Origin of the sequence: Chryseobacterium soli, from assembly GCF_000737705.1 — a bacterium.
In the GTDB taxonomy this organism is placed as follows: Bacteria; Bacteroidota; Bacteroidia; order Flavobacteriales; family Weeksellaceae; genus Chryseobacterium; species Chryseobacterium soli.
This window is the reverse complement of record NZ_JPRH01000001.1, coordinates 242663-264806: the sequence shown is the minus strand read 5'-3', so window position 1 is coordinate 264806 and position 22144 is coordinate 242663. Positions and strand designations below refer to the sequence as shown.

Genomic DNA, 22144 nt, shown 5'->3' with positions numbered 1-22144 from the left:
ATGCCGTTGATACTGTTTTTTTCTAACTGTTTTTTGAAATCTTTTCATCGAGACCCTGAATATCTTTTCTGATTTCCAGAAACATTTCTTTTAAATTATAATTTTCAAGTCGGTCTGGTTCAAAATCTTCAGGAAAAATTCCTGATGCATATTGCCAGATTTCAACAACTTCTCCTAAAGGAATATCATAAGGTTTGTAAAATGAATTGTCAGCAACAACAGTTATTGATTTCTTATTTCTTGAGGTAAATCTTTTATAAGAAATACCATCATTCAAAGTCACAAAAACATAACTTTTATTTTGTTTCAGGTCATCAATATTTTCAACATACTTTCCGATAATAAAAGAACCATCTTTAAATGGTGGCATAGAATCTCCCTGGACAGGAAAAGCTCTGTATTTTCCATTTGTAAGGAAAGGTAACGAGATTCTCTGTAAACTTTCAATGTATTCTGGATCACTGTAGCCGGACAAGTATCCCATGGATGCTTTTTGAGGTACAATTTCAATACTGTTGTTTCCTAATTGATCTACGACCACCGGCAGGACAATTCTGTTGTCCGGTAGTTTCAATACATCTTCTAGCGGATATTTCCTAATATCCACAGTAAGAAGCAGATCAATACTTAAATTGAAATATTTCGAAATTCTGATGAGCAGCTCATACGGAGCTTCCGAACGTCCGTCCTCATATTTAGAATAACGCACCCTGCTCATTAAAATTTGATCCGCAAGTTCCTGCTGCGATAAATTTTTTTGAGTCCTTAAAAACCTGATGTTATCTGAAAAAATTGACATTGATACAAATTGTATCTGCAAATATATGAAAAATGATACAAATAGTATCTAATTTTGTGGCATGAACCGTGCGATTGTACATATGGACCTGGATACATTTTTTGTGTCCTGCGAGAGGCGTAATAACGCTCAGCTTGACGGGATCCCCTTGATTATTGGAGGTGGTGACCGTGGAGTGGTTGCGTCGTGTTCATATGAGGCACGTAAGTTTGGGGTGCGCTCAGCCATGCCGATTCGAATGGCACTCAGATTATGTCCGGATGCAAAAGTGATTCGGGGCGACCATGAATTGTATTCCAATTTATCCCATACCGTAACTCAGATTATTCAGGAAAAAGTACCTGTGTTGGAAAAAGCAAGTATCGATGAATTCTATTTGGACCTTACCGGAATGGATAAATTTTTCGGCTGCTATCAATGGACACAGGAAATTGCTGCAGCAGTAAAAAAAGAAGCTGGACTTCCCATAAGTTTTGCCTTATCTACGAATAAAACTGTTTCAAAAATTGGAACAGGAGAATCAAAACCTTTGGGAAGACTAGAAATTAAAGAAATAGAAGTGCAATCATTTTTAAACCCTCTATCTATTAAAAAGATTCCGATGGTTGGTGATAAGACTTTTCAATTGTTATCAAGAATTGGAATTCGAACCATTCATACTTTAGCTGAAATGCCGGTACTGGTACTTCAGCAAATGATCGGAGTCAATGGAAAAGAACTTTGGAAAAAGGCGAATGGGATTGATGAAAATCCTGTTGTTCCTTATTCAGAAAGAAAATCGATTTCAACGGAAAGAACTTTTACGAATGATACAATGGATATCATGGAACTGAAAAGACTGATATCAGGAATGGCTGAACAATTGGCTTATCAATTAAGACAGGAAAAATGGCTGACTTCAACAGTGGTAGTCAAGATCCGTTATGCAAATTTCGATACAGAAACAAAACAGCATAAAGTAGCCTATACTTCAGCGGATCATACACTTTCGAGAGTGGCTCTGGAACTTTTCAATCAGATATATACAAGAAGAATGAGATTAAGATTGGTGGGGTTGCGGTTTACAGGACTTGTTCATGGTAACCATCAGATGAATCTGTTTGAAGATACGGAAGAACAGATGAGCTTATATCAGACAATGGATTATTTGAAGAATCGGTTTGGTGTCGATGCGGTCGGCAGAGCATCCGGTTTTGATTTTGGAAAATAACTTGTAAACTTTTCTATTATGTTTCTAAATTGTCATTCTTTCCACAGTCTTCGTTACGGTACTTTATCGATGGAAGAATTAGTACAGCAAGCACATTCTTTGGGTATCAAAGAATTAGTACTGACGGATATTAATACGATTACTGCTATTTATGATTTCAAGAAAGAATGTGAAAAAGTAGGAATTAAACCTATTGCCGGAATCGAAGTCAGAAAAGAGAATAAGCTGCTTTATATTGCTATTGCAAAAGAACTCTCAGGAATTGGTGAAGTCAATAAAGCGTTGACGGATCACAATTGTTATGGAGCAGAACTTTCTGAAACGGCTCCTGCATTTAAAAATGTTTTTATTGTTTATCCGATAGATAACATTCCTTCAAAGCTAAAAGAAAATGAGTTTATTGGAGTCCGGGAAGAAGAATTGAGTTTATTGATTCGTCCTGAATTTAAAAGGCTAATTCCGAAAATGGTGGTTCTTCAGCCGGTTACATTCAGTACTAAAAAAGAATATAATCTTCATAGAATTTTAAGGGCTATTGATAACAATACTTTATTGTCAAAACTGGTTGAGCAAGATGTTTGCAAAAAATCGGAATATTTTAAATCCGAAGATTTAATTATGGGGGCTTTTCAAAGATATCCAGAGATCATAAAGAATACAAAAAAAATCCTGCATGCCTGTAGTTTTGAATTTGATTTTGAAAAAGTTAAGAACAAACAATATTATACTAAGTCCAAAGAATCCGATGTAAAGCTTTTGAGAAGATTAGCGTATTTGGGACTGAAAAAGCGTTATGGTAAAGATCATGAAATCGCAAAAATAAGAGTAGAGAAAGAGCTGAAAGTAATTGATGAACTCAACTTTTGTTCTTACTTTTTGATTACATGGGATATTGTGCGATACAGCAATAGGATGGGATTTATGCATGTAGGACGTGGAAGCGGAGCCAATTCAATTGTCAGTTACTGTATCGGGATTACGGATATATGTCCTTTAGAACTTGATCTATATTTTGAAAGATTCTTAAACCTTAACAGAAAAAGCCCTCCGGATTTCGATATCGATTGGAGTTGGCAGAATAGAGATACAATTCTGGAATATATTTTCAATCGTTACGGAAAAAATCATGTCGCTTTCTGTGGAACCAATGTTGAATTCAAATACAAATCAAGATTCAGAGAAGTCGGGAAAGCTTTTGGATTGCCAAAAGATGAGTTGGACGACCTGACGAAAAAGCCAATGGAAGCTCATGAAACCAATTCTGTTGTCCAGACAATCCATAAATATGTAAGGCTGATGGAAAGATTTCCTAATCAAAGAAGTATGCATGCATGTGGAATTTTGATTTCTGAAGAACCTATTACCAATTATTCTGCACTCGAAATGCCACCGAAGGGATTTCCTATTGTTCAATTCGATATGAATGTAGCAGAAGATATTAAGTTAGAAAAATTTGATATTCTATCTCAAAGAGGACTTGGAACGATAAAAGATACTGTTGAGCTGATTAAAAAAACAAGAGGAATCGATGTTGATATCCGTGATACGAGAATTTCCAAAGATGAAGAAAAAGCTAATGAATATTTGGCTATCGGAAGAACTATCGGCTGTTTTTATATAGAATCTCCTGCGATGCGCGGACTTTTAAGAAGATTAAAATGTGATAATTACAGAATATTGGTCGCAGCTTCCTCTATTATCAGACCGGGAGTAGCACAAAGTGGAATGATGCGGGAATATATTTTCAGGCACAATCATCCAAATCAATTTGAATATTTTCATTCTGTTTTTGAAGAAAATTTAAAAGAAACGTACGGAATCATGGTCTATCAGGAAGATGTGATCAAGATCGCTCAGTATTTTGGAGGTTTATCTTTAGCTGATGGCGATATTCTTCGAAGAGCAATGAGTGGAAAAGGTCGCTCCATTAAAAAGCTTCAGGAAGTAAAGGCCAATTTTTTTAAAAAATGCATAGAAAAAGGGCATTCGGAGGCTCTTACTATTGAAGCATTTCGACAAATCGAATCTTTTGCAGGCTATTCTTTCTGTAAAGCACATTCGGCTTCATATGCTGTGGAAAGCTATCAAAGTTTATATCTTAAAGTATATTATCCACTGGAATTTATGGTTTCGGTAATCAATAATCAGGGAGGGTTTTATCGTACTGAAGTTTACATTCATGAAGCAAAAATGTCGGGAGGAAATATTCAGGTTCCTTGTGTGAATTCAAGTGAATTTCAGACTACTTTAAAGGGAAAAAATATTTTTTTAGGGTTGATGCTTTTGGAAGGACTGGAGACTAAGATTGCCCACGGGATTGTTGAAGAGCGGGAAAGGAATGGAAATTATCAATCTTTACAGGACTTTATCAAACGTATTCCGATCGGTATTGAAGCGATCCAGACTTTAATTTTTATTGGGGCATTTCGTTTTACAGGAAAGCAAAAAAATGAGCTTCTTGTGGAGGCAAGGGTATTATTAATGAATTTTAAACCTGAAAATATAGGTTTAATGTTGATTGAAGAGCCTGTCCAGGAATTTAAGCTTCCCGAACTCAAAAGAGAAAATTTTGAAGATGCTTTTGATGAAATTGAATTGATAGGTTTTCCGGTTTCATGCAGTCCTTTTGATTTGTTGCAAACGAAATACAGGGGTTCTGTGTTTGTAAAAGATTTATTGAAATTTCATAAACGACAGATAAAAATGTTGGCTTATCTAATTGCAAGAAAACATGTCCCCACTAAAAAGGGAGAAATGTATTTCGGAACTTGGATCGATGCAAACGGAGATTATTTTGATACAGCGCATTTTCCGGACAGTCTCAAACAATATGATTTTCAGGGAGGAGGATGTTATTTATTATTGGGAACTGTAGAAGTAGATTATCATTTTCCTACCATCACCATTCATAAAATGGCGAAAATGCCGATGATTCCTGATCCGCGTTATTCTTATGATAAAGAAAAGCAATATGATATCCATCGACAGATTAAAGAAGATGTAAGTATGACTAATAGAAAGCCTTATCCACAGGCTAATGAAATTGAATTACCAAGAGTTTATTTTGATGAAAAATAACATAATATACATAATATTTATAATATTCGCAATATATATTATGTAAATGTTTATTTTTAATAAAAAGTTATTAAGTTTTATATTTTTTTTATAAGTTTGCTTAAACAAAAAAATCTGCATAGCATTCGACCACTAACAGATTTTTTTTGTTCGATAAAATTATATGGAAAAAAGAGAATTCTTTTGTCCCCTATATCTTATTTTCTTATAGCAAATATAAAAAATATGCTAAATAAAAAAATATTCTAATCAATTTTAAATAATAATTGATTAAGGATCACATAAAGTTGATATAGAGAGATAATATCTATTCTGTTTTCTATTGATTAAGCGTGTTATTATTAAACTTTATATTAATATTTATGGAAAAAAACATTCGGGAGTTACATTCACAGCTTGAATCGTATATGAATGAACATATCAAATCAAGTGATCTTCAAAAGAAATTTTCGGTTCAATTTCTAGAACTTCAAAAATTTATGCAAGATTCTTCTATTAAATTTTATAATGAAGATGTGGGAATGGAATACTTAAAATTTAGAGAAGCTCCAAGTAATAGTAAAATTACAAAAACAAATCCTTTTAGAATTGATAGTAGATATGTTGATTTGCTAAATGGAATGCTCCAAGAAAAGTGGATTATTAAAAAAAGTAAAAAAGATTACAATGCGATTCTTCCCACAAAAATAGGTCCTGCACTTTTTGATTTTTTAAACAAATATGCAATTGAAAGAAGGCTAAGTATAAAAACACGTCGAAACTATTACATTGCTTTAGAAAAATTTTGTCATAGAATGGAGGAGGAAAATTTACTATCTCTGTCTAAAATCTCATCAAATGTTATACTAACATTTATAAGTTCTGTGGAAACAGGAAAAGATCATGCAGCAATTATTTTAAGAGCTTTATTAAGGAATTTATTTAGTCAAAAAGTTATCAGTTATAATACTGCACATATTCTTGATGGAATAAAAGTGAGAAAGACAATAAAATTAACATCTCATTACTCTTTAGAAGAAGTTTTATGTATAGAATCTTCCGTTGACCGAAAATATCAAACGGGCAAAAGAGACTATGCGATGATACTATTAGCCACACGATTAGGACTAAGATCATCGGATATAATATTTTTGGAATTTTCTAACATTGATTGGGATAATAATTTAATATTATTTGAACAATACAAGACAAAGGATAAGTTAGAACTACCATTATCAATAGATGTTGGTGAAGCTATAATAGATTACATTAAAAATGGTAGGCCAAAGTCAGATTCCAAATTTATATTTTTAAGATGCAATGCTCCATATGTAACAATGACGGAGGGAGGACTCAATGTTATAATTAATAAATATTTCCGAAAGGCGAATATAGATTATAGTAAAAAAAAGCATGGTCCACATTCTTTACGACATAGTCTTGCAACAAATTTGTTGAATAATGGAACACCACTACCAATAATTTCAGAGACGTTGGGACATCAAAGCTCAGAAACAACAATGCGCTATTTGCATGTTAGTATTCCAGCACTATTGAAATGCACATTAGATGTACCTAATGTCGATATTGATTTTTACTCACAAATAGGACAAGGTTGGAAATGGATAAGATAAACGAATATTTTACATACAATAGCGCTTTTTCCGTACATATTAAAGGATTCTTACTCGAAAAAGAACAAAAAGGTTTACTACGAGGAAAGATATTAAAATGTTATATGCTTGAATTTGATCGATTTTTTATTGAGTATAATATAACTAACTTAAACATAACAAGAGAGCTCATTTTGAATTGGAAAGCTACACGATTAAATGATAACCCAAGAAACTTATATCATAAATACGTTGCATGGGTACATTTCTGCAGATATATGTGCAGTGTAGGTATAGATTGTTACGTTCCACATACTCCAAAAGAAGGCCGACAAAACGATTATATTCCCTATATATATACCCATGAAGAAATAAAATTGTTGTTTTCAAATGCAGATAAACTAAGGATTGAAAGGCATCGTAATGATACTCCAATGTTTATTTTGCCAGCATTTCTTCGTTTGCTTTATAGTACAGGTATAAGAATTGGAGAGGCATTAAATATAACTAATCAAGATGTTTATTTTGAAGAAAGAATTATTGAAATTAATGATACTAAAAATGATAGGAAAAGAATAGTTGCAATAAATGATTCACTTTATAAAGTTCTTGTTGAATATCAGAAATTTAAAGAATCAATACCTGTAAAAGGGATGTGTGATGCAAGCAAGAATTTCTTTGTAACTCAAAAAGGAAAACCTTGTTTAGCAAATAATATTCATGCATGGTTTAGGCGTTTATTAGAATATAGTGATATTCCTAAACAATCATATTTTAATAGACCTAGAGTACATGATATTAGACACACTGCAGCAGTACATGCCTTGGAAAAGCTTGTAAAAAGTGGAGAAGATATTTATTGTGCTTTACCTACTATATCTGTGTTTTTAGGGCATAAAAATATAAAATCTACAGAAGCATATGTTAGACTGACAAATGAAATGTTCCCAGATTTAATTGAAAAAGGAAGTATAACATCTTTTGTCTTTCCGGATATGAGATATAATAAATATGAATAACTATGACAGATTTTGCTAAACATTTGGAAAACTTTTTTATAAAATATCTTATTGGAGAGTGTAATTTATCAAAACATACTATCAGAGCTTACAGAGATGCTTTCACGCTTTTATTAGTATTTATGAAGGATGTAAAAAATATAAATGCCGATAATTTAGAATTAAAGCATTTGAATAAAAATGTAGTCTTAGATTTTTTACAATGGCTAGAACAAGAACATGAAAATGAAATTTCGACAAGAAATCAAAGATGTGCAGCAATTAAATCGTTTTGTAAATATCTACAATATGAGGAACCAATGAGAATTTCGGAGTGGCAAAGTATACGCTCCATAAGATTAAAGAAACATGCAACCGAAAAACTTACTTATTTGTCATTAGATGCAATAAAATTACTTTTAGATCAAATTCCAAAAAACTCAAGAGGTTCGAGAAGAGATTTAGCTCTACTTGCACTTCTCTATGATAGTGGAGCTCGTGTCCAAGAAATTGCTGATCTGACACCAGATTCAATTAGATTTGACAATCCCAATACGATTAGGTTAATTGGCAAAGGAAATAAACATAGAATTATTCCACTCCAAAAAAAGCAAACAGATCACTTAAAAAAATATATTGAGGATTTTGGATTGAACAAATTTGGAAAGGAGAAAAACCCTTTGTTTTTTAATAGAATAGGAGAAAAATTAACGACAGCTGGAATAACATATATCTTAAAAAAATATGCAGTGGCTGCTAGATTACAAAATGCAGATTTAATCCCTGAAACAATTAGCCCTCATATTATACGACATTCGAAGGCAATGCATATGTTGCAAGGTGGTGTTAACTTAGTTTATATTAGAGATTTCCTAGGTCATAAAAGTATACAGACTACCGAAATATATGCCCGTGCTGATTCAAAGCAAAAAAGAGAAGCATTAGAATCAGTTTATGTAAATATCCTTCCTGAAAGCAATACGGAAAGATCGTGGGAAAAGAATCCTAAACTTAAAGATTTTCTTAAAAGTTTAGGATAACATATTATAATCAAAAGCCCAAGTATAAAGTTGTCAATTTAAATACTTGATATTTGGTGTTTTATGTTTTGGGCTTTTGATTTTTTTTAAGTTTTGATAATCCACATTATCAAAAGCTTTCGATAATATCGATGAGCTGTTTTTGGAATTATCAGGATTTAAATACATCAATCTGCATGATTACTGTCTGGAAATCCGGAATGAAATTCAGGAAAAAGCGAAGATCCCCGTAAGCATAGGAGTAGCGCCTACCAAAACATTGTGTAAGGTGGCCAACAGAATCGTTAAAGAATATCCAGATCGGTTTAAGGGGCTTTATATGCTGGATACCCCGCCAAAAATTGAAAAAGCTTTAAAATGGCTCAACATTGAAGACGTCTGGGGAATCGGCCGGAGGCTGGCTGTTAAAATGAAAGATAGTGGAGTTCATAAAGCCTGGGATCTGCTTCAAAAACCCGAAATGTGGGTTCGAAAAGTGATGGGAATTCATGGGATAAGAATGATCAATGAACTCAAAGGAATCCGTCAGCTTGAACTGGATACTCCCTCTCCGAAAAAATCAATTGCTGTTACCCGAAGTTTTATGGAGATGCTGACGAAAAAAGAAGAAGTCCGGGAACGAGTAGAGACTTTTGGAATGTACTGTTCCGAAAGATTGAGAAAGCAGAATACCTGCTGTAAAATGGTGACTGTTTTTGTTCAGACCAACCGTTTTAGAAGCGACCTGCCCGAATACAAAAATGCCGTTACACAGATTCTTCCCAATCCTACCAATTCATCCATTATCATTGGAAGGGTAGTCAATGAGCTTTTTGAAGCCATCTATAAAGAAGGGTTTCATTATAAAAAAGCTGGTGTGCTGGTGAATGATTTTGTCCCTGAAAATGAAAGGCTGATCAGTCTTTTTGAAGAAGATACCCAAAACCAGCATTTACCCGTAATGAAAGCGATGGATGCGATGAACAAAAAGTTTGGGAAAGACAAAGTACGTCTGGGAAGCATGAGCGGTGAAAATACTTTCGGACGCGCCAAATTATCTCCGGAATATGAAGCTTTTTTAAAAAACAACATACTTCCGGAAGCCAATTTCAGATTTCATTAACGATGAATGAAGGTGCTATACTTTTTTATGATCTTTATCGAAAAATTGGGTGAGCTCATTCACCAGGAATTTTACCTGATCCGGTCTTCCCCTGTCATTTTTAGGAAGATTGTTATAACTTCCTGTTCTTACAATCACCATCTTATGTTCGGGAACCATAATGATATACTGTCCCTGAAGCCCTAAAAAATAATAATGCTTTACCGGATTGTCATTATTGATCCAAAGTCCCATTCCATAGATTTCTTTGGATTTTTCGGTAGGGGTTCGCATCTGTTCGATGAACTCAGGATTTAAAATCTGTTTCTCATCTACTTTTCCATTATCCAGAAACAGCTGTCCCAGTTTTGCATAATCTCTCGCATTAGAATGGATGCAGCAATAGGTTTTTTCCATGCCGTGGCTGTCAACGCTCCATGTTGCATTCTGTTCCATACCCATAGGAATCCAGAATTTTTCCGATAAATAGCTTGCGAGCGACTGTTGTACTGCTCCTCTTACGGCAAAACCCAGAAGCTGTGTAGATCCGCTTTGATACTCATATCTTGTTCCCGGTTCTTCTTTGAATTTTCTGGAAAAAACAGTTTTGAGAAGATCACTTCCATAATACGCTTTTGCATTGGGAAGGAAAGGGTTGTTGTAATTCTCATCCCAGTCAAGTCCCGCCTCCATCTGAGCAAGATTTTTCAGGGTGACGTTGTTTCCGAAGGGTTTATCCTTAAATTCGGGATAAAAAGAAGACATCTTTTCGCTGAGGTTTTTAATTTTGCCCTCTTCAAGCGCTTTTCCCAACAGCATTACCGTAACGGCTTTCGCCATAGAAAAAGAATTGTTATGTGAAAGCTGGTTATAACCATCCCAATACTGTTCATGAAGGATTTTCCCATGTTTAATGACCACAAAAGCGGCGGTATGGGCATGCTTGAGGTCATCAATGATATGTGGTGGTAATTCATGCTGGTTATATTCAGGGTCTTCTTCCCATATTTTTGGGGTGTCCGTCGTAATAAGATGGCTGGGGAAAAGTTTTCCGTCATCAATATAGGCACTCGACTTGCCTTTAAGATAGGTTTTGGAAATTCCACTGAACAGATAGTCATATCCTAAAAGGTAGGCAGCGGCTACTACAGCGGCAGCTCCACCTACAACATATTTTAATATTTTCATGTGAATCGGTCTTAAACAAATTTAAAATAATTTTGATAAGAAAGAGGGAATCGTACTATCAAATAAGTTATTTTTGCGATTATTTGATGAAAAAATATGACTGGAAAATACATTACATTTCTGTTCTTTTTCTTATCTGTGATCTGTTTCGGACAAAACTATAAAGCTGTGGATACTGCAGATTACGTTCAGAGAAAGAGTTTTTTGACGACTTTCAACAACAATAACGACGCCTTTATCAGAAAGGTAAGGTCTGACTATTCAGGAAAAGGAGGAGCACAACTTGCCAGAATCTATAAAGAATTTGGTGCTGATTTTGAAAAACAGGTTAAAAACAAAGATTTTATCTTCAAATCAGAATTTGATGCGAGCATAAAATCCCTGATTGCACGCTTACGAAAGAATAACACCAAAGTTCCGCAGGATTTAAAGATATTGATTGCCAGAGATAATACTCCCAATGCATATTGCCTTGCAGACGGCACTTTTGTCATCAACATGGGTTTGTATAACTGGCTTGCTAATGAAGAGCAGATTGCAGCGGTTATTTCTCATGAGCTGGGCCATAAAATTGATGGGCATTCATTTAAAGCTTTTGTCGCGATTATTGAGCAGAATGAGGTGGATAAAATTACCCTTCAGAATATAAAAACAACCACCGAAGCACGAAGCCAGAGCCTGAACCAGAAAGCTTTTGATATTTTTAAAAACAGAGTGTACAAAAAAGGAGCAGAAAGACGGCTTCATGAGATGCAGGCCGATTCATTGGGATATACGATTTTTAAAAGCGGAGATTTCAAAAAAGGTGATTTTGTGAATGCACTTCAAAGACTGCAGGATTTTGATACGATTTCACCGAATCAGTTAAAAATGGAAACGTATAAGAAGTTTTTTGACCTTCCCAAGCAGGCATTCAATGATAAATGGATGAAAAAGGAAGATTTCTCCCTATACAACTATAATTTTTATAAGGAAAAACTGAGTAAAGATTCGTTGGCTTCCCATCCTGAAATGGACAAGAGAATTGAAAGGCTCAAAAAGATATTTCCGGAACTAAAGACTGCTGTCGAGCCTGGAACACCTTCTGAAGCGTATCTTGCCTTAAAAAAGACGGCCAGAATGGAGATTCTTCCGAATTACTTCCATTCCGAGGATTATGGATTGGGAATCTATACATGCCTCCAGTTTTTACAGGACGGAGAAGAGGAACCATATTATAAAGGCTGGCTCGGAAGATGTTTTGCCAAAATATATGAAGCCCGGAAAAATTATAACCTTAACCGGTATCTGGATAGGGTAGAACCTAAAGGCCAGAGTGAAAGCTACCAGCAGTTCCTTAATTTTATGTGGAATTTAAGTCTGGATGAGGTTAAAAACATTGCAGACTATTATCAACCCCATGCACCAATAAAAGAATCCTGATCACTGATCAGGATTTTTTCTTTTTAGTAGTTTAGTTTTTCTAAACGGATCTTATTGAATTTCTCTTTCTCGTTGTACTCCCTGAGAAGAATATATCCTTCTTTTCCAACGTACGGAGTAACGATATAATTGTCTTTTTCTGAAATAGGAATGATTTCCTGTTTGAATTTCCCGCCGATCACGGTATTGATGAAAAGATTCCACTTTTTCTGTTTGGTGACTTCATCCTTTTGGTAATCACGGTAAAAGAAAACCACATCTTTTCCATTGTTGAGGTATTGTGAGAAAAGATAATCGCTGTTTACCCATCTTGTTTTTTCTTTTTCAAAAACCTTTATTTCTTTGATTTTGAAATCTTTATCCGTATATACATACACAAGGTCTGTCGTTTTAGGTGCGTTATACTGTCCTTCAGGTTTAAATTTTTCTGCAAGGATACCTACACTGCCATCACTCATGAAATAAAGATCTTTCGATTGAAGCATATAGCCACTTTCTACATATCCCAACGCATTAATCTTCGGAAGATGTGCAGCAAAATCCGGCTTAAAGTATAATGCCTTTGTATCAACAGTGAAATCCGATTTGTTAACCATCAGTCTGGCGTAGCCTACGAAATCATTTTTAGCATAATTTCTTCCTACCAGCACAATTTTATCGTCGAAGGTTTTGTCATTATCGATGCTTCCTGTGTATCCGGAGTAAAAAGAGTCAATCATATCTATGGTATCGTCAGAAAGTCCGGTGATAGGTTTATTCGCTGCTTCTTTTCCTGTTTTCATATCGAGAACCACCAGGCTGAACGCTTTTTTTCCGTCATCTACTTTCTTCATGATAGAGTAGATATAGTTTTCATCTTTTTCAATAACAGATAAGGTAGAAAATATTTTTTTATCGCCGTTGGTGTTGTACTTATACCTCCAGACTTCCTTTTTATTATTGTCAAACTTAATCAGGCTGTTGTTGTTGATATACTTTCCGAAGTCTTTATATTCCACCGCAAAATAGCCTCCTTCTTTTATTTCTCCTACAGCAGAAACGTAATTGTAGCCTTTTTCTCTTTTTTCTTCACGGTTTTCCTTGCGCTCTTCCTTCCAGTTTTTGGGCTGGTTGATTTCTTTGAAGGTACCGTCTTCCAGGTAATCGTAATATACTTTTCGGGTAATCGTATTGGTTTTAGGATCTATGACCATAGAAACCGGGGTGAAAAGTTCCCTGTTTTTAACCAGAGAATAATCCATCATGGAAGGTCTCAGGATAATCTGCCCTTTAAAATCAACATATCCCTGATAGGATGCTGCGGTAATGTCACCTTCAAACTCCTTATTGGCAACAGGGTTGAGGTTTTTATCTAACACCACATACTCGAATTTTTTCGTCTTATCACCTGACTTCCCGTAAGAGTATAGTGAAATATAGCCGTAAAGATTGTCTTTATCGTCGAACAGTGCATTCATTCCCACATGTTCTCCGGCAGCCAGTGCCGTGAGATCCTGAGTCTGTGCATACATGAGAGTCTGGATCAGTCCAAATAGGATCAGTGTGATTTTTTTCATGATTAAATTTTCCGCCAAAAATAATGAATTAACCCATAAGTTGATAAAAAATAAAAAAGCCCTGAAAAAATCAAGGCTTTTAGTGATAAATATTGTGATAATCTTCTGAATGAAAGTCTGATCTCTCCTATTTGAAGTCTTTGTATTCTATAGTTTAGAAAGTAAATTTCTGAAGTTGGTTTTTTCATCAATGATTCTTCTCAACTCAGAAACAGGAACTCTTTCCTGCTGCATCGTATCTCTATCTCTTATGGTTACCGTATGATCGGTAAGAGAATCGTGGTCGATGGTAATACAGTAAGGCGTACCAATGGCATCCTGTCTTCTGTAACGTTTTCCGATAGCATCCTTTTCTTCATAGAACAGGTTGAAATCGTACTTCAGATCGTTAAAAATATTTTCTGCATATTCTGCTAATCCATCTCTTTTCATTAATGGCAGGATCGCGGCTTTCACAGGTGCTAAAGCAGGAGGAAGTGATAATACCGTTCTTTCTGAACCATCTTCCAGTACTTCATCTTTTAAGCACGTAGAGAAAATAGAAAGAAATAACCGGTCTAATCCTACTGAGGTTTCCACCACATAAGGAACATAGTTTTCATTTCTTTCAGGATCGAAGAACTGAAGCTTTCTTCCTGAATGCTTTTCATGAGCTTTTAAATCGAAATCTGTTCTGGAGTGAATTCCTTCCAGTTCCTTAAATCCAAATGGGAAGTTAAATTCAATATCAGCTGCAGCATTCGCATAGTGCGCTAATTTTTCGTGATCATGGAATCTGTAGTTGTCATCCCCTAAACCAAGAGCAAGGTGCCAGTTCAGACGTTTTGTTTTCCACTTTTCATAGAATTCCAGTTCTGTTCCCGGAGCTACAAAAAACTGCATTTCCATTTGTTCGAATTCACGCATTCTGAAAATGAACTGTCTTGCAACGATTTCATTTCTGAATGCTTTTCCGATTTGTGCAATACCGAAAGGAAGTTTATGACGGGATGTTTTCTGAACATTCAGGAAGTTAACGAAGATTCCCTGTGCCGTTTCCGGTCTCAAATAAAGATCCATCGCAGAATCTGCAGAAGCACCTAATTTAGTTCCAAACATCAGGTTGAATTGTCTTACTTCCGTCCAGTTTTTAGAACCGGTGTCAGGATCTGCAATTTCAAGTTCTTCGATAAGAGATTTTACATCAGCAAGATCTTCATTTTCTAAAGATTTTGCCAATCTTGAAAGGATAGCCTCTCTTTTTGCTCTGTATTCCAAAATTTTTGGATTGGTAGCAACAAACTGATCTTTATCGAAAGACTCACCGAACCTTTTCGCTGCTTTTTCGATCTCTTTATTCTCCTTATCTTCAATTTTAGCACAGTAATCTTCCACTAAAACGTCTGCTCTGAAACGTTTTTTAGAATCTTTATTGTCAATCAATGGATCGTTGAAAGCGTCTACGTGGCCGGATGCCTTCCATGTGGTAGGGTGCATAAGGATTGCCGAATCAATACCCACAATATTTTCGTTAAGCTGTACCATTGCTTTCCACCAATATTGTTTGATATTATTTTTTAGTTCAGCCCCATTCTGACCGTAATCATAAACAGCGGATAAGCCGTCATAGATCTCACTGGAAGGGAAAATAAAACCATATTCTTTAGCGTGAGAAATCACTTTCTTGAAAACATCTTCTTGCTTTGCCATAATTTTTTAACGTCTGAGTTGCAAAAATAATGTTTTTTATCGGGAAAATATTAATATCGGTAAGAACCTACATTGGAGATGCTCATTAAAAAGTATCCGCCTAAACCGATAATCAATAAAATACCGGCAATAATCAATAATACAATTCTTATTGCCCTGTGTTTTTTAGGATCAGTAGCCGCTAATGTGATGGCGCCTGCAATGATAGAAATGACGATGAGTGATTCGAAAAAGGTAAAATAATCTGTCATAATTTTTAAACTTTTGTGTTCTTACGAATGTAGAGAAACTTTATGAGGACGTATGGTTTGTGAAAACGAATTTTTCAGGAGCCGGGAACCTGCTTTCCGCTATATCTTTTGCTCCACTTTGTCCTGCCGCTGCAATCAGGGCTAGAGATCAGCCGAATATTTTACTTTTGCCACAAAATTCAAACCTAACGGGTTTCCAAAACCCGTTAGGTTTTTTATTCACAGAAGTGAAGTCAGCAAACAGAACGGATGAAGAGAAAAATCAATGGTTGCTATTTTTTAATGAGTATTTGAATTTTGAGCAATACAGTATGCTTCAGAACTTCCTGAAGGATTCTACTGCGATTAGAATTAAATATACAGAAAACCTTTACTTTTGTTGAATGTTAGAAATTCTTTATCGCGACGAACATCTTATTGCCATCAATAAACCAAGCGGATTATTAGTTCATAAATCTTTTTATGCAGGAGAAGCCGATACTTATGCCATTCAGGAATTAAGAAACCAGATTGGACAAAAAGTTTATCCTGTGCATCGTCTTGACCGGAAAACTTCGGGTGTCCTTTTATTTACTTTAGATAAAGAAACCTTGAGAATCATGAGTGATCAGTTTGCATCACGACACGTTGAAAAGAAATACATTGCAATTCTTCGTGGCTGGACAAAGGAAGAAGAAACCATAAATTATGATTTGATTAACGAAAATGAAATCAGGCAAAATGCTATTACCTATTATCATCGCTTACAGACTTCGGAAATAGATTTACCTTTTTTAAAACACCAAACTTCAAGATATTGTTTAGTGGAAGCCATTCCTGAAACGGGAAGATTTCATCAGCTGAGAAAACATTTTAAACATATTTTACATCCGATTTTAGGTTGTCGTAAACACGGTTGCAATAAACAAAATAAGTTGTGGCTGGAAACATTTGAGATAACAAAAATGACACTTCACGCCCATCAATTGATTTTTAATCATCCTATTTCTAACGACAGAATTACGGTAAATGCCACTATAGATGATGAGTTCAAACGAGTAGGGGATATTTTGAATTTCGATTTGAGTGCGTATTCGTAGTTATTTCTTGTTATATGAAGTTGTCATTCAGAGTACAACGAAGTGGAGCGTGGAATCTAAGCACATTTGGTAATTCGTATTGAGATTCCTGCAGAATGATCAGCTGTGAAAGTTCGATGTATAGACGAATACCATAGCCCCGATTGAAATGAAAATCCTTTTTTGCAAAAAAAGATTGCAATGGAAAGCGGGAAAAGCTTCTGAAAATAGTAAGAAAAACTTCGCACTAAAAAATATCTCGCTGATTTTGCAGATGATGATGTTATAGATGATACGTATACAATATTTTTACATAAAGTATCATACGATAATAAAGCATTAATTTTAAAATGAGTATTTTTGTAAAACTTTTTTTCAATGTACAAATCGCTAATTCGTCCGATCCTTTTCAAATTCGATCCCGAAGATGTTCATCACTTTACTTTTTCGGTGCTGAAGAATTTTGGATTTCTCACTCGATTATTTTTCCCCAAACCTATTGAAGATAAACGTCTGGAACGAGAAGTTTTCGGATTAAAATTTAAAAATCCTGTAGGACTGGCAGCCGGTTTTGATAAAAATGCAGTTTTGTTTAACGAATTGGGAGACTTAGGTTTTGGATTTGTAGAAATTGGAACGGTAACACCTAAAGCGCAAGCCGGAAACCCCAGAAAAAGACTATTCCGTTTAATAGAAGATGGTGGGATCATCAACCGAATGGGCTTCAATAACGAAGGTCTGGAAGCAGCCATTGAAAAGCTGAAAGGAAACAAAGGAAAAATAATCATCGGTGGAAACATCGGCAAAAATACAGATACAAGCCCTGAACATTATACTCAGGACTATCTGGATTGCTTTGAAGGCCTTCACCCTCACGTAGATTATTTTGTACTGAATGTAAGCTGTCCGAATGTAGGAAGCCATGCAAAACTGGAAGACGTAGAATATTTACGAGAATTAATTACAGAAGTAAAGAAAATCAATCAGTCAAAATCGGTACAGAAGCCTATACTGCTTAAAATTGCTCCGGATCTGAATACCACTCAGCTCGATGAAATTATAGATTTAATCGCAGAAACGAAAATCGACGGAGTGATCGTTTCCAATACATCCGTAAACAGAGAAGGATTGAAAACTTCACCGGAGGTTTTAGAACAGATAGGAAATGGCGGTTTGAGCGGAAAACCTATTCGTGAGAGAAGCACAAAAATGATCAAATATCTTTCTGAAAAAAGCAACAGAGCATTTCCGATTATCGGTGTAGGAGGAATTCATTCAGCAAAAGATGCGATCGAAAAACTGGATGCCGGTGCAAGTCTGATTCAGTTATATACAGGATTTATTTATGAAGGTCCGGAACTGATCAATGAGATCAACCAGGAGCTTTTAAAAAGAGCAAGCCGCCTTCCAAGAAAATAAAATTAAAAAAGAGAGTTTGTTTGAACTCTCTTTTTTGTTATTTGGATTTCACTACCAGAGCATTTTTTACATCTACTTTCAGCGTGTAGGCAGGATTGCTCGTTGTTTTATTTACGGTGAATTTTAATATATTAAGATCTTTACTTTTTACCACTTTTGTATCATAAATATTGCTGAGACAGCTTTCCGTCAGGAATTCTTCATATCTTTTATAATTCCAGTCTTTGGTAAAATATAGCACGCGGTATCCCTTTTCTCCTTCACTGGCGCCGCACATTCCACATGCATTGAAGTTGGAAGAATGTTCAAAATAAAGCAAAACCCGGTGGCCGGTATGATCGGATGCATAGGAGATCAATTCATTTCCTCCATATCGGTTGATAACATCATAGGTGTTGATTCTCTTGTTGTTGGGAAGGATGATGTAATTGTTATACCGGTAGATCATATTGTTTTTGGTGAACAATTGGGCATTGTGAATTTTAGTTCCCTTATAAAAATTCCCCGAAACTCCCTGATCTGAATTTTCATTCTTAAAATTGAGTCTTTCTTTAGGGTTAAGCTTTTTAGCAATGCTGTCTGTCTTTTCTATGATTTGAGGGGAGGTGATTTTATCCTGTAATATTTTAAAACTCTGCTTTTGCTGATCTCCGAAATTATAGAGGTATAAATTTCCATAATCGTAAATTCCGGATAAGGGGATTTTCTTTTGATATTTGTCATAATAATACCATCCATTTACAAAATGCTGGTATTGGCTGCAGTCTACGATACCTGTATAATTCAGCTGCATGGTGATGGGCATTCCGGCAATTTCTCCTTTGAAAATTTGGGAAGAATCGGTAACAGTTTTAAGTTCAACTTTTTGACCGAAAATAAAAATACAGGGGAGTAAGAGTGATAAGATTAAGAGTTTTTTCATGGTTGGTTATAAGTCGTTTTTAGTTTTTTTTAGAGGAAGAAATGAGAGATCGTATAAATGATCAACCCAACCAGCCCCCCGACTATCGTCCCGTTTACCCGGATAAACTGCAGATCTTTCCCAACCTCCAGCTCCATTTTTTCGCTCAGGTCCTTGCCTTTCCAGTTTCCTACAGTAGAACTGATGAGGTTTCCAAACTGATGGGTATTTTTAAGAATGTATTTATAGGCAGTTACCCGAACCCAGTGATCAATTTTATTTTGAAGCTTTTCGTCAGTTTTTAAATTCTGTGAAAACTCATTCAGGTTATTGGATAAATATTTTTTTAATGAAGATTGTTCGTCCTGCAGCTCTTTCATCAGCGTTTTTTTGATAGAAACCCATATGTCATTCGAATATTCATCCAGTTTATCATTTTTCAATAGCTCATTTTTAATGTTTTTAAATTCATCATTCCATTTCGGATCTTCCTTAAGGTCGACAGAAAACTCGCGGATCTTTTGCGTAATCAAAGCTCTGATCTCATGCTGTGGATTTTCTTCAATTTCTTTAAAGAAATCGGAAAGTCCGCTGGCAATCTTATCGGCAATTTTGTTGTCAACAAAGGAAGGAATAAAGGTGTAGCTTCCTTTTTTTACCCGCTCCTGGATCATGTCTTCATTTTCTGTGATGTATTCTTTGATCTGTTTAGACAGGTTAGTTACAATTCTTTCGTGATCGTTTTTATCTAAAAGATAGCTGATCCCGTTTCCAATGATGGTGTTCAGCTTAATATCATCCGTCATTTCCGAAACTTTTTTGCTGATAAAGCTGCTCACTGTAGAATCGTCGAGTTTATTAAGGATGTCCAACACAATATCAGACATATTTCTGATCAGGATTTCCTGATTATTTTCCTTAGCAAGCCATTCTCCGACAAAATTGGAAACTTTAAGCTTCTGAATGTAAGGACGGATGTTTTGAGGGGAAAGGAAATTGGAAACCACGAAACTTCCCAGGTTATCACCCAGCTTCTGTTTGCTGTTTTCAATCAGGTTTGTATGTGGAATAGGAAGTCCGAGAGGGTGGCGGAACAAAGCGGTTACGGCAAACCAGTCCGCCAGGGCACCTACCATTGCTGCTTCTGAGAAAGCCCGCACATAGCCGATCCAATGAGAATCATGGGTCTTCTGGAGGATGGTGGTAATGATAAAAATAGCAGCCATCAGCACGAACAGTCCTGTGGCAAATGCTTTATATTTTCTTAGCTGTTTTCTTTTTGCTTCATCATTCATATTCTCAAATTTACTAAATTTGGGTATGAAATCTCTATAACTTTCAATTATTGAAAGATTGGATAAAGATTAAACGACAATGAAATTTTTAGTTTCAATACTCTTATTAACCTTTCTGCACATGTGCACGCAGACCCATAAACCCATTAATACTACTTCTATGGAAAATACAGAAGCAAAAAACAATCCATATTATTCAAGAACTGATACCACAAAACTGGACATTCCCAATGACGAATGGAAGAAGATTCTTGCTCCCGATTTGTATGCAGTGGCAAGAGAAGCAGCAACAGAAAGAGCTTTTACCGGAAAATATAATGAATTTGACGAGATCGGAGATTACTACTGTGCCGTCTGCGGACACCATTTATTCCGTTCAACCTCAAAATTTGCAAGCAGCTGCGGCTGGCCCAGTTTTTTTGAAGCGGATAAAGAAGGAGTCTACTATAAAAAAGATACGGCTTATGGAATGGAAAGGGTAGAAGTTCTCTGCAAAAGATGTGACTCACACCTGGGGCATGTTTTTGATGATGGCCCGAAACCTACAGGATTACGATACTGCATGAATTCCGTAAGCCTGGAATTTGTTCCGGATGCTAAAAACTAAGTTTTATTATTTTTTCAGCAAAAGATAGAGAAGAAAAATAGAGGAAATTCATCATAATATTCAAAATGATATCGACTCTTACCGTTAAAGTTTCTTAAATAGCGTTAAACTTCTTTCATTTTTAACTGCTTGGTAATTATGTTTTTATAATTTTGCCCCACTAATTTTGAATTAACAAGTATTGAATGAAAGGATTGTATAGTTTATTAGGGATTGCGTATATGGTTGCCACCTCTTTTTATCTTTCTCCGGAGAAAGGAAAGATAAAGAAAGAAACCACTACTGCCAATAAAATAGAAACTGTAGTTGAAACAAAATCTGCAAAAAGTAAAAATGAAGCCAGTTCCTCAGCGGAACTTTACAGCTCAATCGTATTTGAAGCTGACCACAAATTGGATTTTAATGCTTTCTCAACAGCATTAATAGGATTTGAAAACTTAAAGAAAGCAGGGATGCTTGATCAGGACTCGCACTTATTAACGATCTGCGATTTTTCTATGTCCTCGAACAGTAAAAGACTTTGGGTGATCGACCTTAATGAAAAAAAGGTACTTTTCAACTCATTGGTAGCGCACGGTAAAAATACCGGAGAAGAATTTGCCCAGAACTTTTCGAATACCGAAAGTTCTTATCAGAGCAGCTTAGGATTTTATATTACGGATGCTACTTACCAGGGAGATAACGGGTATTCACTGAGATTATTGGGAATGGATAAAGGTTTTAATGATGCAGCGCTAAAAAGAGCGGTTGTTATTCACGGAGCCGATTATGTGAGTGATGAATTTGCCGCAGTGCATAAAAGAATAGGAAGAAGCTGGGGCTGTCCCGCCCTTCCGAAAGCATTATCACAGCCGATCATTAATACGATAAAAGGCAAAAACTGCCTGTTTATTTATTATCCTGATCAGAAATACCTTTCCTCGTCGGAATGGTTAAAAGCATAAAAAGTAAAAGCAGTCA

General features: G+C 35.5%; 19 protein-coding genes. 12 read left to right on the top strand and 7 right to left on the bottom strand.

All coding sequences use genetic code 11. The annotated features are described in order from the left end of the window. Window positions 1–22: 22 nt before the first annotated feature. The gene (locus tag IW15_RS01175; RefSeq protein ID WP_034708619.1) at window positions 23–799 is read right to left on the bottom strand and encodes an XRE family transcriptional regulator; all 777 of its coding nucleotides are present in this window, start codon (window positions 797–799) and stop codon (window positions 23–25) included. Between the two features lie 61 nt (window positions 800–860). Here IW15_RS01175 and dinB point away from each other — a divergent pair, with 61 nt between their 5' ends. The 6 genes from dinB (at window position 861) to IW15_RS01145 (ending at window position 9819) form a co-directional block, all read left to right on the top strand. After that, on the top strand, window positions 861–2009 hold the full coding sequence (gene dinB, locus IW15_RS01170) for a DNA polymerase IV (protein ID WP_034708616.1): 1149 nt from the start codon (window positions 861–863) through the stop codon (window positions 2007–2009). A gap of 18 nt (window positions 2010–2027) precedes the next feature. Next, window positions 2028–5087: a DNA polymerase III subunit alpha gene (locus IW15_RS01165; protein WP_034708613.1), complete on the top strand. Its 3060-nt coding sequence runs from the start codon at window positions 2028–2030 to the stop codon at window positions 5085–5087. Between the two features lie 362 nt (window positions 5088–5449). After that, on the top strand, window positions 5450–6700 hold the full coding sequence (locus IW15_RS01160; RefSeq protein ID WP_051881681.1) for a site-specific integrase: 1251 nt from the start codon (window positions 5450–5452) through the stop codon (window positions 6698–6700). Next, a complete protein-coding gene (locus IW15_RS01155) occupies window positions 6688–7698 on the top strand; it encodes a tyrosine-type recombinase/integrase (RefSeq protein WP_034708611.1) in 1011 nt (336 codons plus the stop codon). Before IW15_RS01160 ends, IW15_RS01155 begins: the two co-directional genes overlap by 13 nt. Before the next feature lie 2 nt (window positions 7699–7700). Further along, entirely contained in the window at window positions 7701–8717 is a 1017-nt protein-coding gene (locus IW15_RS01150; RefSeq protein WP_034708608.1) for a site-specific integrase, read from the top strand. 127 nt (window positions 8718–8844) lie between these two features. Further along, window positions 8845–9819, top strand: a complete 975-nt coding sequence (locus IW15_RS01145) for a DinB/UmuC family translesion DNA polymerase (RefSeq protein WP_228384303.1) — start codon at window positions 8845–8847, stop codon at window positions 9817–9819. Window positions 9820–9834: 15 nt separating this feature from the next. On the opposite strand, the gene IW15_RS01140 is transcribed toward IW15_RS01145, so the two are convergent. Then, window positions 9835–10986: a serine hydrolase domain-containing protein gene (locus IW15_RS01140; RefSeq protein ID WP_084681344.1), complete on the bottom strand. Its 1152-nt coding sequence runs from the start codon at window positions 10984–10986 to the stop codon at window positions 9835–9837. 96 nt (window positions 10987–11082) lie between these two features. Between IW15_RS01140 and IW15_RS01135 the strand changes: the two genes are divergently transcribed. Beyond that, on the top strand, window positions 11083–12408 hold the full coding sequence (locus IW15_RS01135) for a M48 family metalloprotease (RefSeq protein ID WP_034708605.1): 1326 nt from the start codon (window positions 11083–11085) through the stop codon (window positions 12406–12408). Between the two features lie 23 nt (window positions 12409–12431). Here the strand turns inward: IW15_RS01135 and IW15_RS01130 are convergent, their stop codons facing one another. From IW15_RS01130 to IW15_RS01120, 3 genes are all read right to left on the bottom strand, one after another. Continuing rightward, window positions 12432–13964, bottom strand: a complete 1533-nt coding sequence (locus IW15_RS01130) for a hypothetical protein (protein WP_034708604.1) — start codon at window positions 13962–13964, stop codon at window positions 12432–12434. Window positions 13965–14111: 147 nt separating this feature from the next. Beyond that, entirely contained in the window at window positions 14112–15653 is a 1542-nt protein-coding gene (locus IW15_RS01125; protein WP_034708601.1) for a glycine--tRNA ligase, read from the bottom strand. Window positions 15654–15703: 50 nt separating this feature from the next. Continuing rightward, complete coding sequence (locus IW15_RS01120) at window positions 15704–15904, bottom strand: hypothetical protein (protein WP_034708600.1); 201 nt, start codon at window positions 15902–15904, stop codon at window positions 15704–15706. A 59-nt stretch (window positions 15905–15963) separates the two neighbouring features. Between IW15_RS01120 and IW15_RS01115 the strand changes: the two genes are divergently transcribed. The 3 genes from IW15_RS01115 (at window position 15964) to IW15_RS01105 (ending at window position 18381) form a co-directional block, all read left to right on the top strand. Beyond that, the gene (locus tag IW15_RS01115) at window positions 15964–16287 is read left to right on the top strand and encodes a hypothetical protein (protein ID WP_034708598.1); all 324 of its coding nucleotides are present in this window, start codon (window positions 15964–15966) and stop codon (window positions 16285–16287) included. Further along, window positions 16288–16983, top strand: a complete 696-nt coding sequence (locus tag IW15_RS01110; protein ID WP_034708595.1) for a pseudouridine synthase — start codon at window positions 16288–16290, stop codon at window positions 16981–16983. 357 nt (window positions 16984–17340) lie between these two features. Further along, window positions 17341–18381, top strand: coding sequence for a quinone-dependent dihydroorotate dehydrogenase (locus IW15_RS01105; protein ID WP_034708593.1), 1041 nt, complete (start codon window positions 17341–17343; stop codon window positions 18379–18381). A gap of 37 nt (window positions 18382–18418) precedes the next feature. On the opposite strand, the gene IW15_RS01100 is transcribed toward IW15_RS01105, so the two are convergent. Beyond that, complete coding sequence (locus IW15_RS01100; protein WP_034708592.1) at window positions 18419–19303, bottom strand: hypothetical protein; 885 nt, start codon at window positions 19301–19303, stop codon at window positions 18419–18421. A gap of 29 nt (window positions 19304–19332) precedes the next feature. Then, window positions 19333–20577, bottom strand: a complete 1245-nt coding sequence (locus IW15_RS01095; RefSeq protein ID WP_034708590.1) for a DUF445 domain-containing protein — start codon at window positions 20575–20577, stop codon at window positions 19333–19335. Window positions 20578–20698: 121 nt separating this feature from the next. Here IW15_RS01095 and msrB point away from each other — a divergent pair, with 121 nt between their 5' ends. Both msrB and IW15_RS01085 read left to right on the top strand, forming a co-directional pair. Further along, window positions 20699–21184: a peptide-methionine (R)-S-oxide reductase MsrB gene (gene msrB, locus IW15_RS01090; protein WP_228384291.1), complete on the top strand. Its 486-nt coding sequence runs from the start codon at window positions 20699–20701 to the stop codon at window positions 21182–21184. Between the two features lie 185 nt (window positions 21185–21369). Then, window positions 21370–22128, top strand: a complete 759-nt coding sequence (locus IW15_RS01085; protein WP_034708583.1) for a murein L,D-transpeptidase catalytic domain family protein — start codon at window positions 21370–21372, stop codon at window positions 22126–22128. Window positions 22129–22144: the final 16 nt, after the last annotated feature.